This window comes from Streptomyces sp. BK340, from assembly GCF_007827595.1.
Lineage (GTDB): Bacteria > Actinomycetota > Actinomycetes > Streptomycetales > Streptomycetaceae > Streptomyces.
In genome coordinates, this window is sequence record NZ_VISR01000028.1 from 1 (window position 1) to 11,416 (window position 11,416).

Genomic DNA, 11,416 nt, shown 5'->3' on the forward strand with positions numbered 1-11,416 from the left:
CGTGTGGTGCGTTCCTAGACAGCTCCACCACACCGGAGGTCTTCGCCATGATCAAGACCCAGTGTCAACAACGCTCGTGATCAATACACCTAGGGCGCACACACGTGGGTCGCCGGCCGGACCCCGGCGCTCACAACACCCTGGCGCGGATCAGCGCGGACAGCACCAGCGCGCCCGGCAGCAGCGGCAACCAGTCGGTCAGCACCCGGTACCCGATCACGGCCGCGGTGGCCGCCGCCGGCTCGGCACCGAAGGCGACCAGCGTCCACACCAGCGCCGCGTCCACCGCGAGCCCGCCGGGCGTCGGCACGGCCCCGACGGCGGTACCGGCCGCCAGATGGGCGAGAACCACCTGCTGCCAGGGCAGCCCGAGGCCGAGCGCCGACCCCACACAGACCAGCGCACTTCCCTGCAGCAGGGGCATCGCGGCCGCCCCGCCCCACAGGGCCAGCACCCGGCGGGGCCGGCCGTGCACCTCCCGCGCATCGGCGAGGGCCGAGCGCACCAGCCCGGTCACCGGGCGCCGCAACGGCCGTACGGCCGTCAGCAGCACCCCCGCCACGGCGAGCACCCCGCCCGCGACGGCGGCGAGCGGCACCAGCAGCCGCCCGTCCGGGAGCAGGTCCCCGAGCCGCCGCCAGGCGGGCGATGCGGCCAGGAACACCAGCAGTACCAGGGTCTTCGCGCTGGACTTGGCCAGCGAGTACAGGCCGATCGAGGCGGTCGCCCGAGGCAGCGCCACGCCTCGGGTGCGCAGGAACCGCAGCGTGACGGCGTGTGCGCCGAGGCTGCCGGGCAGCGCGTGGTTCGCGGCTCCGGCGGCGAACTGGGAAGCCAGCAGCAGCCCCGGCGGCACCCGGTCCGGCAGCGCGCCCTGGCGGGCACAGGAGGCCGCCACCCAGTTCAGGCACGTGAACCCGACCCCGGCCAGCAGCCACCAGGGGTCGGCTGCGAGCAGCCGCGTCACACCGTGGTACGCCACGGGCCGGTTGGCCAGTGCCCAGCCCACGGCCAGCAGCAGGGGAGCAAGACAGAGCCCGAGCCGGAACGGCCGGGCCGCCATGAGCGAGCCCCGTCGCACCGGAGCCTCGGACTCCGGACACGATGACGAGACAGGTGAGACAGGGGAGAGGGGTGAGACAGGGGAGGCAGGGGGAGCAGCAGGCGGTGGTGCGGGTGGGGAGAGCGGGGAGAGGGGGGACAGTGAGGACACGGGGACGTCGTCCTTCCGCATCGGGCCCCGGTGGGGGACCTGGGGGAAGCGGGGCGGCGGGACCGCCGAGAGCCTTCCCCTCCCGCGTGACATCCGGATGTCCGGGGGCCGAAGGAGCGAGGGCGGGACGGTGCCGCCGGGTGTCCGCGGGAGCCGTCGTTCACCGCCGACCAGGTAGCCTTCCCTTGGGGTGCCCTTTGCAAGCCACACCCCGACAGCAGGGAAGGCGACACGGGAGGAACCAGCGGTGCACGTCCAGGAATGGCTCGACACGGTGCCCCCGGCCGCCGTCTACGCGGTGGTGGCCCTGGTGATCGGCCTGGAGAGTCTGGGCATCCCGCTGCCGGGCGAGATCGTGCTGGTCTCGGCGGCGCTCATGTCCTCCCAGCACTCCGGCATCAACCCGATCGTCCTCGGCGCGTGCGCGACCGCCGGCGCCGTCATAGGCGACTCCATCGGCTACGCGATCGGCCGCAAGGGCGGTCGCCCCATGCTGGCCTGGCTGGGGAAGAAGTTCCCGAGACACTTCAGCGAGGGCCATGTCGCCACCGCGGAGCGCTCCTTCGAGAAGTGGGGCATGTGGGCCGTCTTCTTCGGCCGCTTCGTCGCCCTCCTGCGCATCTTCGCCGGCCCCCTCGCGGGCGTTCTCCACATGCCGTACTGGAAGTTCCTGACGGCCAACGTCCTCGGCGGCATCTGCTGGGCGGGCGGTACCACGGCGGTCATCTACTACGTGGGTGTGGTGGCCGAGGACTGGCTGAAGCGCTTCTCGTACCTCGGCCTGGCGGCAGCGGTCCTGATCGGCCTGACCTCGATGCTGATCATCAAGCGCAGGGCGAAGAAGGTCCAGCCCGCGGACCGGGATCCAGAACCTGTGAACGCCGGCGAGTAGGACACCCGCACCCGCGAACGGCCCTACTGGTGCACATCCTGATGCGCCTTGGCCAACTCCGCGTACATCGTGCCGTTGAGGGTGACCCCCTGCCGCTCCTCCTCGGACAACTCCCGCCTGACCTTCGCCGGCACCCCCGCCACCAGCGACCCGGGCGGCACAACCATTCCCTGGGGCACCAGCGCCTGGGCGGCCACGAGCGACCCCGCCCCGATCACGGCCCCGTTCAGGACGGTCGCCCCCATCCCGATGAGACAGTCGTCCTCCACGGTCGCGCCGTGCACGACCGCGTTGTGCCCGATGGACACGCGCTCCCCGACGCTCACCGGAAACCCGGGATCGGCATGCAGCGTGACGTTGTCCTGCACATTCGCCTGAGCACCCACGGTGATCCGCTCGACGTCACCCCGCAGCACAGCCCCGTACCAGACGCTCGCCCCGGTGCGCAGCGTGACATCGCCGATCACGGATGCCGTCGGCGCCACGAACACCTCCGCGTCGAGCCGGGGCTCCTTCCCCCCGATGCCCACGATCAGCGCCTTCTGCGTCATCACGGTCTCCTCGCCATGTCAGTGGTACTCCGCACCGTACGTCAGGGGTGGGGCAAAGATCACAGCAGCCCGCCCTCATACCGAAGGCTCCCGCCGAGTAACTTGAGCCCGTGCCGAAGAGCAAGAACACGTTCTCATCCTGGCGACGCCGACTGGTGCAGCGTGCCGTCCACGCGGGCTGGGCATGGGTCCAGCGCACGGGATCGGTGACGGCCGAGAACCCCGGCCGCCTCCGCTTCGGCTCGATCGGCGAAGCCACCCGGCTCGCCTTCCCGCTCGGCACCGTCTTCGGCGAGCCCTGGATCCATCTCGGATCCCACTGCATCGTCGGCGAGCAGGTCACCCTCACCGCAGGTCTGATGCCGGACCTGGACCTCGGCCCGGACCCCATCCTGCGCATCGGCGACGGAGTCGTCCTCGGCCGGGGCAGCCATGTCATCGCCGACACCACGGTCACGATCGGCCGCGACTGCTACTTCGGGCCGTACGTCTACGTCACCTCCACCAACCACTCCTACGACGACCCGCACGAGCCCATCGGCAGACAGTGGCCGCGGATGGAGCCGGTGGAGATCGGCCCGGGCTGCTGGATCGGCACCGGCGCCGTGATCCTGCCGGGGGCGCGGATCGGCCGGAACGTGGTCGTGGCGGCGGGCGCCGTGGTGCGCGGGACCGTGCCCGACCACGCCGTGGTGGCGGGAGCGCCCGCCCGGGTCGTACGGCGCTGGACACCCGAGGACGGCTGGCAGCCGCCGCTGAGGACCCCCGCGCCGGTGCCGCTCCCGGAGGGGGTCACACCGGAGCAGCTGCGGGCGCTGGCCGACCTCGACGAGGAGGGTGTGGAACGGCTGGCCCGCCTGGAGGCCGACGGCTGAGTCAGCCGGTCGCCAGCAGCAGCGTCCCGAGCAGGGCGAGGCCCGCGCCCGCGGCCTGGATCGCGCGCAGCCGCTCGCTGAGGAAGCCGCGTGCGGCCAGCGCGGTGACCACGGGGTAGAGGGACGCCAGTACCGCCGCCACCGTGACCGGGCCGTGCTGGGCGGCGACCGCGTAGGTGCCGTTGGCCGCCACGTCGGCGAGGCCGACGAAGGCCAGCGCCGGCAGCGAGGACCGGGGCAGACCGCCCTCCGGCAGGGCGGGGTTGCCCCGCCGGACCGCCGCGTACAGGGCCGCGCCGCCCGCGGCGACGCTCGTCACGCGCTGCACGAAGAGAGAGAGGAAGAGGCCGGTGGTGTTGGTCGAGGCTTCCGTGATCAAGGCGAACACCGTGCCGAAGCCCAGTGCGGCGACCAGCGTGAGCAGGATCGTCAGCCGCTGCACGGGCGCTCCGCGCAGCTGGGGGCCGCCCGCGAGGACGACACCGGTGACGGCGACCGCGATGCCCGCGACCTGCAGGGCCCCGGGGCGTTCGCCGAGGACCAGGCCCACACCGACCGGGACGGCCACACTGAGCGTGGCCAGCGGGGAGACCACGCCCATCGGGCCCAGGGCGAGCGCCTTGTAGAAGGCGAACACGGCCAGCGGCCCGGCCAGGCCGGCCGCGACCCCGAACCACAGCCGTGGCCCGGCCTCGGCCCAGCCGCCGGTCGCGACCACGATCGTGCCCAGCACCGCCGCCGCGATCGCCTGGGAGGCGACCACCACCGTCAGTGCGGGCGTGCGTCGTGTCAGCAGCCCGCCACCGAAGTCGGCCAGGCCCCACAGGAGGCTGGTGGTCAGGGCGAAGAACGCTGTCACTGATGCCTCGCAGTACAGTTTGGTGAACGAGCGGGTGCATCCCACCGTAGTTCGATTCAGTGAACTGCGTCATCCAAAATATTGAACCCTTGGACGGAACGTGTCGGATCTCGAACTTCTGACCCAGTCCCTGGCGCGCAACGTCAAGCACTGGCGCGCGGTGCGCGGCTTCACCCTGGACGTGCTCGCCGCCCGGGCCGGTGTCAGTCGCGGCATGCTCATCCAGATCGAGCAGGCCCGCACCAACCCGAGCATCGGCACCGTCGTCAAGATCGGCGACGCGCTCGGCGTCAGCATCACCACCCTCCTCGACTACGAGCAGGGCCCGAAGGTCCGCATCGTGCCCGCCGAACGGGCCGTACGGCTGTGGCACACCGACGCCGGCAGCTACAACCGGCTCCTCGCCGGCACGGAGGCGCCCGGACCGCTGGAGATGTGGGACTGGCGGCTGATGCCGGGCGAGCAGAGTCCCTCCGAACCGCACCCCGGCGGCACCGTCGAACTGGTCCATGTCACCGCGGGTGAGCTGACGCTCACCGTGGACGGCGAGGAGTACCGCGTCCCGGCCGGCGCGAGCGCGTCCTTCGAGGCCAACCTCCCGCATGTGTACGGCAACACCGGTGACGTACCGATGGAGATGGTCATGGCGGTCTCGGTGCCGCCCGTGACCTGAGACGCCGGTACGGCCGGCGGACGGGCCTTGCTAGCGTGCGGCCATGCGCGCACCCATCGGGGACTTCGACACCGCCACCCCCGCCCCCGACTGCCTGGACGAACTGACCGCCCCGGTCGCCGACGCCGTACGCCACTGGCGGGGCGGCGTCCCCGCCGACCGGATCCTCTACGTCGAGACCGACCCGCGCTGGGCGGACACGGCCGTCTTCGTCGAGCACTACGGCCGCGACCTGCTCGAGCGGTCGGCGAACTGTGTGGTGGTCGCGGGCAAGCGGGGCGGCGGGACCACCCTCGCGGCATGTCTGGTGCTCTCCACCACCCGGGTCGACGTGAACGGCGTGGTGCGCCGCCGACTCGGCGCCCGCAAGGCGTCGTTCGCCGCCATGGACACCGCGACCGGCGAGACCGGCATGGAGTACGGCGGCATCACCCCGGTCGGACTGCCCGCCGACTGGCCGGTGCTGGTGGACGCGGCCGTCGCCGACCTGCCCTACGTCCTGGTCGGCAGCGGACGGCGCCGCGGCAAGCTGCTGGTCCCGGGCAAGGCGCTCGCCGAGCTGCCCGGTGCCGTGGTGCTCGAAGGGCTCGGGGTCGCCTGAGGTCAGGCCGTCAGGTGATGGGCGAGCGCCAGATGCGGGTCCGTCTCGCCCGGCACCGGTGCCGGGTCGGCGTGCACCAGGGCGGCGGTGAGCCTCGGTACGGCGTGCAGCAGGGCGTGTTCGGCCTCGACGGCGATCGCGTGCGCCTGGCGGACCGACACCTCGCCGTCCACCACGACCGCCAGCTCGGCGCGCAGCCGGTGCCCGATCCACCGCAGCCGCAGCTCGCCCACCTCGCGTACGCCCGGCACCGCGCGCACCGCCAGCTCGGCCCGGTCCACCAGGGCCGGGTCGACGGCGTCCATCACCCGCCGGAACACCTCCCGCGCCGCGTCCCGCAGCACCAGTGCGATCGCTGCCGTGATCGCCAGCCCCACGAGCGGGTCGGCCAGGTGCCAGCCCAGGGCCGACCCGCCGGCCCCGAGCAGCACGGCCAGTGAGGTGAATCCGTCCGTCCGCGCGTGCAGCCCGTCGGCCACCAGCGCGGCCGAGCCGATCTCCCGGCCCACCCGGATCCGGTACCGGGCCACCCACTCGTTGCCGGCGAACCCGACCAGTGCGGCCACTGCGACCGCCGGCAGATGTTCCACCGGGCGCGGGTCGAGCAGCCGCCCGACGGCCGCCCAGGCCGCGAACGCGGCGGAGGCGGCGATGGTCAGCACGATCGCGAGGCCCGCGAGATCCTCGGCGCGCCCGTAGCCGTAGGTGAACCGCCGTGTCGCCGCCCGCCGCCCCAGTACGAAGGCGATGCCGAGCGGTACGGCCGTCAGCGCGTCGGCCGCGTTGTGCACCGTGTCCCCGAGCAGCGCCACCGACCCGGAGAGGGCCACCACCACGGCCTGCGCCAGCGCGGTCGTCCCGAGGACGGCGAGCGACACCCACAGTGCGCGCAGACCCCGTGCCGAGGACTCCAGTGCCGGGTCGAGCTTGTCGGCGGTCTCGTGCGAGTGCGGGGTCAGGAGATGGGCCAGGCGGTGGCGCAGGCCGGGGGAGGGATGGGGGTGAGGCCGGGGATGGCGGTGACCATGGTCGTCGTGACGACCGTGGTCGTGGGAGTAGCCATGCCCGTGGACTCGGCCATGGGGCTGCTGCCCGTGCCCGTGCGTGTGCCGGTCGCTCACGTGGATCCCCTTCCGGTGGGTGGGAGCGGGGACGCGTGGGTGGGAATGGACGCGCGTCGCCCACGGAGCCATTATGTGCGTATGAGCGCACGCATGCACCTGTCACCTGCGCACCATGCGCAGCCGCGCACCCCGGGCGACGAGCAGTTCGCGGTGGCCGCCGAACTCCTCGCCCTGCTCGGCGACCGCACCCGCCTCAGCCTGCTGCACGCCCTCACGGCCGGCGAGGCCGACGTCACCACCCTCACCGAGGCATGCGGCGCCGCCCGCCCGGCCGTCAGCCAGCACCTGGCCCGGCTGCGCCTCGCCGGCCTGGTGAGCACTCGTAAGGAGGGGCGCCGTGTGGTCTACGCGCTGCGCGACGGCCATCTGCGCCGCCTGGTCGACGAGGCGCTGAAGGTGGCCGACCACCGGCTCGCCGACCGGGCCGCCGCGACAGAGCCGAGCGGCTCACCGCAGCAGGGCGCTGAGCCGCTCCAGTAGGGCCGGCACCTCGTCCGGATCGCCGGTCGCCGCCGCCAGGGCCGGGCCCAGGGGTGCCTCCCGTACGGCTTTCATGCGCCGCGAGGGCTTGGGGGCGGCGCGCAGCAGCGTACGGCGCCCGTCATGCGGGTCGGGCTCGGCGAGTACCGCCTCCGCGCTGCGCAACCGCCTCCCGCTGATGTGCACGGGCCTCGGCACCGGCTGCATGATCGCGCGGCTTTCCACCGAGGCCATGCGGCACGTTCCCGCCCGCCTCGCCGGTGCGGCCTCCGGTGTAACACGGTGCGGCAACTGGGTTCGTTGCTCGGCAGTGCGGCGGCCACCGCCCTGATGGCGGTGGGCACCACTCCGCCGGCAGGCCTCCACCTGGCCATGGCCCTCGCGGTCGTCCTGCTCGCCCTCGCGGGGCGGCCCTGTACCTGACCCGGCCGGGCCCGGGCCCGGCGGCCACCGCCTGATGCGGCCGCCGGGCGCTCAGAAGGCGGCGGCCGAGCCCAGGTACTGCTCGGCGAAGGCCGCCGCGGCGGCGGGCGAGGTGAACAGGCGGCGCAGCCGGGCGAGCGTGGTGCCGGCCCGGAAGGGGTCACCCGAGGCGACCCCGTGATAGACGTCCGACAGCCACTGCGAGAACTCCTGGTAGTCCCACACCCGCCGCAGGGACGCCTCCGAGTAGCGGTCCAGGCCGCTCCCGTCGCCCCGGGTGAGGCGCCCGACGAGCGCGTCGCCGAGCAGGAACGCGTCGTGCAGGGCGAGGTTCATGCCCTTGGCCGCGATCGGCGCCGTGAGATGACCGGCGTCTCCGGCCAGCAGCAGCCTTCCGTGGACGAGGGGTTCGACGACGTAGTGGTGCATGTCCAGCACCCGCTTCTCGATCAGCCGGCCCTCGGTCAGCGGTGGTGCGCCGGCCGCGCCGAGCCGGGTGCGCAGCTCGGCCCAGACCCGCTCGTGCGGCCAGTTCCCGGGATCGTCTCCGGGCGGGCACTGCAGGTAGTAGCGGGTGACCTCGGGGCTGCGGGCCATGTGCCCGGCGAAGCCGTTCGGGTGGACGCCGAACAGGACGCAGTCGGCGGAGGGCGGGGCCTCGGCGAGCAGTGCCAGCCAGCCGATGCCGTCGTCCTGCCGTGCGACCCGTGTCGCCTCCGGGGGCATCGCGTCCCGGGTCACCCCGCGGGCTCCGTCGCAGCCCGCGACGAACTCGCAGCGCAGCAGCCGCCGTTCACCGGTGTCCGGGCACCGGTACGACACGGCGGGCCGGTCCGAGTCCAGGTCGTGCAGTCGTACGTCGCGCACGCCGAAGCGGATGTCGCCGCCGCGTACGTCGGCGTACTCCCGCACCAGGTCCGTCACCAGCAGCGGCTGCGGGTAGACGTAGTGGTGGTGGCCCGTGAGGTCGCCGTAGGCGAACCGGAACCGTTCGCCGCCGAAGCGGAACTCGCAGGTGTCGTGCACCTGGGCCCGCTCCAGCGGGTTCGCCGCCAGGCCGCGCCGCGCGAGTTCACGCACCGCCCATTCCTCGATGACGCCGGCTCTCGGCCGGGTCTCGATGAACTGCCTGCTCTCGGTCTCCAGGACCACGCAGTCGACGGAGGCGTCCCGCAGGATCGTGCCGACGGTGAGCCCGGCGGGCCCGGCGCCCACGACGACGACCGTACGACGTTCTTCGGGCGCGGAGTCGGGGTGGGGGGAGGAGTGTGTCACCCCGGCATTATGACGGTGTCCCGTCAGCCACGGCGGAGTTGCCGCGGCTGACGGGACACCGGGTGAGGTGCGGGGTCAGTGCGCCGGAGCGTCGGTGACCACGACCTCCTCGATGCTGCGCTCGATCGCCTCGGGCTTCGAGGCGGTGGCCTTGGCCCAGTAGTAGATGACCAGGGAGAACACCGCGACCACCGCGATGTCCCAGTACAGCGGGATGGTGCTGTTGCCGCCGAAGGTGCTCAGGTAGGAGATCACGCCGAGGCCGGCCAGGTAGCCGGGCAGCCACTGCGCGGCCTTGAAGTCCAGCCGGGGCGCGTCGGGCAGGTTCTTGCGGATCGCGTACCAGGCGTAGGAGCCGAGCAGCACGTAGCCGATCAGGATCGCAGCACCGAGCCGCCACAGGGTCTCCCAGCCGGACCAGAAGATGATCAGGTTGGCGACCACGAACGACAGCGGCGAGACGAACTTGCCGAACGGCAGCCGGTACGGGCGCTCGTGGTCCGGCAGGCGGTCGGCGAAGACGCCGTAGGCCAGCGGCGCGCCCGCGTACATCAGGACGCTCGCCGAGGTGATGAAGCTGACGAGCTCCTGCCAGCTGGGGAACGGCAGGAAGCAGATCACACCGGTCACGAACGAGACGACCAGGCCGAACCACGGCACACCGCGCTTGTCCGTCTTGGCGAACACCTTCGGCGCGTAGCCGTTCTTGGCCAGGCCGTAGGAGATGCGGGAGGTGGCGGTGGTGTAGATCAGGCCGGTGCCGCCGGGAGAGATGATCGCGTCGGCGTACAGGACGAAGCCCAGCCAGCCGAGGCCCACCAGCGTGGCCAGACCCGCCCAGGGGCCGCTGATGCCGGGGTAGTCGAGCTTGGCCCAGCCGTGCGCGAAGGAGGCGTGCGGCAGCGCGACGATGAACACGACCTGGAGCAGGATGTAGATCACCGAGCCGATCGCGACCGAACCGAGGGTCGCGCGGGGCAGGTCACGCTTCGGGTTGCGGCTCTCGCCGGCCAGCTGGATCGCCTGCTCGAAGCCGAGCAGGGCGAAGATGATGCCGCTGGAGCTGATCGCACCGAGGATGCCCTTGGCGCCGAAGGGCGCGAAGCCCTCGGAGGTGAAGTTGCCCGGGTGGAAGTTGCCGATGGCGATGACGAAGATCGCGGCGAGCGGGACGGCGATCTTCCACCAGGTGGCGGCGCTGTTGGTGTGGGCGAGGACACGGACGCCGAGGAAGTTGACCGCGACGAAGACCGCCATGAGGACGACCGCGGTGACGATGCCGCTCGCGGTGAGCGTTCCGTCCGTGCGCTGCAGTCCGTCGGCCCAGCTCCAGTGCTTGGCGTAGCCGATCATGGCCTCGACCTCGATCGGTGCCACGGTGGCCGCCTGGAGCCAGGCGAACCAGCCGAACGACATGCCGGCCAGGCCGCCGAAGGCGTAGTGCGGGTAGCGGGCCGTGCCACCGGCCACCGGGAACATGCCGCCGAGCTCGGCGTGCACCAGCGCCAGCAGCGTGATGGCCACCGCGCCGATCACCCACGAGATGATCGCCGCGGGTCCCGCCACCACGACCGCCTTCTCGGCGCCGAACAGCCAGCCGGACCCGATGATGGAGCCCACGGAGGCCCACATCAGACCGATCAGACCGACGTCACGGCGCAGGCCGCCCTGGTCCTTCGCGGTTATCGGCGCTGCATGGTCGACTTTCACCATGTGCAAGTGGCCTCTCAGATCGTCTAACGCAGACTTAACGAACAACAGCGCCACACAGTAAGGACGCTTTCCGCGTCGCCAAAAGACTCTTGGTGAAGTCTTGACCTCGGATCTTGCCCCTCTTGGCCTCAGTATTCGCACAGGTCAGAGGGTGGGCCGAATGTCAATATTCAGCCGTGAATTGTGAGAAGAAGGTGAGACAGGTCAGCTCAGAAGGGGGATTTCGATCGCCGGGCAACGGTCCATGACCATGTCAAGTCCGGCCGCCCGGGCCCGCTCGTGGGCGGCCTCGTCCACTACTCCGAGCTGGAACCAGACCGCCTTGGCGCCCTTGGTGACGGCCTCGTCGGCGACCGCTCCGGCCAGCTCGCTGTTGACGAAGACGTCGACGACGTCGACCTCGAAGGGGATGTCCGCGAGCGAGGGGTAGCCCTGCTCGCCGTGCACCGTCTCCGCCTTCGGGTGCACCGGCACGATCCGCTTGCCGTAGCGCTGCAGGACCTGCGCCACGCCGTACGCGGCCCGCCGCTGGTTGGCGGACAGGCCGACCACCGCCCAGGTGTCGCCCAGCTCGGTCAGAATCCTGCGGATCGTCGCTTCGTCGCCGTACACGGCTGCCTCCTCGGGCTGCGGTATCTGTCGTCGGGGCAGAACAGCGCCCTTCAGGTGCTGATTCCCCCCATAACCCCGCCACGGTGACCGGAATCGGCGCAAGGTGACTGCGTACGGCCCTCCGC

14 protein-coding genes are annotated in these 11,416 nt (G+C 72.0%); 6 read left to right on the forward strand and 8 right to left on the reverse strand.

Annotated elements, in window-relative coordinates; translation table 11 throughout:
• Nucleotides 1-130 precede the first annotated feature (130 nt).
• Nucleotides 131-1,234, reverse strand: a complete 1,104-nt coding sequence (locus FB157_RS36175) for a lysylphosphatidylglycerol synthase transmembrane domain-containing protein (protein ID WP_186581845.1) — start codon at nt 1,232-1,234, stop codon at nt 131-133.
• A 226-nt stretch (nt 1,235-1,460) separates the two neighbouring features.
• Between FB157_RS36175 and FB157_RS36180 the strand changes: the two genes are divergently transcribed.
• Entirely contained in the window at nt 1,461-2,105 is a 645-nt protein-coding gene (locus tag FB157_RS36180) for a DedA family protein (RefSeq protein ID WP_145884960.1), read from the forward strand.
• 23 nt (nt 2,106-2,128) lie between these two features.
• Here FB157_RS36180 and FB157_RS36185 read toward each other — a convergent pair whose 3' ends face one another.
• Complete coding sequence (locus FB157_RS36185) at nt 2,129-2,656, reverse strand: gamma carbonic anhydrase family protein (RefSeq protein WP_145884961.1); 528 nt, start codon at nt 2,654-2,656, stop codon at nt 2,129-2,131.
• Nucleotides 2,657-2,766: 110 nt separating this feature from the next.
• Here FB157_RS36185 and FB157_RS36190 point away from each other — a divergent pair, with 110 nt between their 5' ends.
• On the forward strand, nt 2,767-3,531 hold the full coding sequence (locus tag FB157_RS36190) for an acyltransferase (protein WP_145884962.1): 765 nt from the start codon (nt 2,767-2,769) through the stop codon (nt 3,529-3,531).
• 1 nt (nt 3,532) lies between these two features.
• On the opposite strand, the gene FB157_RS36195 is transcribed toward FB157_RS36190, so the two are convergent.
• The gene (locus FB157_RS36195; RefSeq protein ID WP_145884963.1) at nt 3,533-4,390 is read right to left on the reverse strand and encodes an EamA family transporter; all 858 of its coding nucleotides are present in this window, start codon (nt 4,388-4,390) and stop codon (nt 3,533-3,535) included.
• Between the two features lie 100 nt (nt 4,391-4,490).
• On the opposite strand from FB157_RS36195, the gene FB157_RS36200 reads away from it, so the two are divergent.
• Complete coding sequence (locus FB157_RS36200; RefSeq protein ID WP_145884964.1) at nt 4,491-5,063, forward strand: helix-turn-helix domain-containing protein; 573 nt, start codon at nt 4,491-4,493, stop codon at nt 5,061-5,063.
• A gap of 43 nt (nt 5,064-5,106) precedes the next feature.
• Nucleotides 5,107-5,664, forward strand: a complete 558-nt coding sequence (locus FB157_RS36205) for a YbaK/EbsC family protein (RefSeq protein ID WP_145884965.1) — start codon at nt 5,107-5,109, stop codon at nt 5,662-5,664.
• A 2-nt stretch (nt 5,665-5,666) separates the two neighbouring features.
• Here the strand turns inward: FB157_RS36205 and FB157_RS36210 are convergent, their stop codons facing one another.
• Nucleotides 5,667-6,785: a cation diffusion facilitator family transporter gene (locus FB157_RS36210; RefSeq protein ID WP_145884966.1), complete on the reverse strand. Its 1,119-nt coding sequence runs from the start codon at nt 6,783-6,785 to the stop codon at nt 5,667-5,669.
• Nucleotides 6,786-6,866: 81 nt separating this feature from the next.
• Here FB157_RS36210 and FB157_RS36215 point away from each other — a divergent pair, with 81 nt between their 5' ends.
• Nucleotides 6,867-7,268, forward strand: coding sequence for a metalloregulator ArsR/SmtB family transcription factor (locus tag FB157_RS36215; RefSeq protein ID WP_186581846.1), 402 nt, complete (start codon nt 6,867-6,869; stop codon nt 7,266-7,268).
• Here the strand turns inward: FB157_RS36215 and FB157_RS36220 are convergent.
• Nucleotides 7,236-7,502 (reverse strand): hypothetical protein, encoded by a 267-nt coding sequence (locus FB157_RS36220; RefSeq protein ID WP_186581847.1) that lies wholly within the window; start codon nt 7,500-7,502, stop codon nt 7,236-7,238. The genes FB157_RS36215 and FB157_RS36220 overlap by 33 nt on opposite strands.
• A gap of 48 nt (nt 7,503-7,550) precedes the next feature.
• Between FB157_RS36220 and FB157_RS47685 the strand changes: the two genes are divergently transcribed.
• Nucleotides 7,551-7,691 (forward strand): hypothetical protein, encoded by a 141-nt coding sequence (locus FB157_RS47685; RefSeq protein ID WP_186581848.1) that lies wholly within the window; start codon nt 7,551-7,553, stop codon nt 7,689-7,691.
• 51 nt (nt 7,692-7,742) lie between these two features.
• Here FB157_RS47685 and FB157_RS36230 read toward each other — a convergent pair whose 3' ends face one another.
• The 3 genes from FB157_RS36230 to FB157_RS36240 form a co-directional block, all read right to left on the reverse strand.
• Entirely contained in the window at nt 7,743-8,966 is a 1,224-nt protein-coding gene (locus FB157_RS36230) for a 4-hydroxybenzoate 3-monooxygenase (RefSeq protein ID WP_145884967.1), read from the reverse strand.
• A gap of 75 nt (nt 8,967-9,041) precedes the next feature.
• Entirely contained in the window at nt 9,042-10,679 is a 1,638-nt protein-coding gene (locus tag FB157_RS36235) for an APC family permease (protein WP_261386758.1), read from the reverse strand.
• Between the two features lie 204 nt (nt 10,680-10,883).
• Nucleotides 10,884-11,291 carry a CoA-binding protein gene (locus FB157_RS36240; protein ID WP_145884968.1) on the reverse strand — a complete coding sequence of 136 codons (408 nt, stop codon included), beginning with the start codon at nt 11,289-11,291 and terminating at the stop codon, nt 10,884-10,886.
• Nucleotides 11,292-11,416 lie beyond the last annotated feature (125 nt).

Coding starts and splice junctions, on each gene's coding strand:
- FB157_RS36185 (WP_145884961.1), bottom strand. CDS start 2,656: ATGACGCAGAAGGCGCTGATCGTGGGCATCGGGGGGAAGGAGCCCCGG.
- FB157_RS36235 (WP_261386758.1), bottom strand. CDS start 10,679: ATGGTGAAAGTCGACCATGCAGCGCCGATAACCGCGAAGGACCAGGGC.
- FB157_RS36220 (WP_186581847.1), bottom strand. CDS start 7,502: ATGGCCTCGGTGGAAAGCCGCGCGATCATGCAGCCGGTGCCGAGGCCC.
- FB157_RS36215 (WP_186581846.1), top strand. CDS start 6,867: ATGAGCGCACGCATGCACCTGTCACCTGCGCACCATGCGCAGCCGCGC.
- FB157_RS36175 (WP_186581845.1), bottom strand. CDS start 1,234: ATGCGGAAGGACGACGTCCCCGTGTCCTCACTGTCCCCCCTCTCCCCG.
- FB157_RS36205 (WP_145884965.1), top strand. CDS start 5,107: ATGCGCGCACCCATCGGGGACTTCGACACCGCCACCCCCGCCCCCGAC.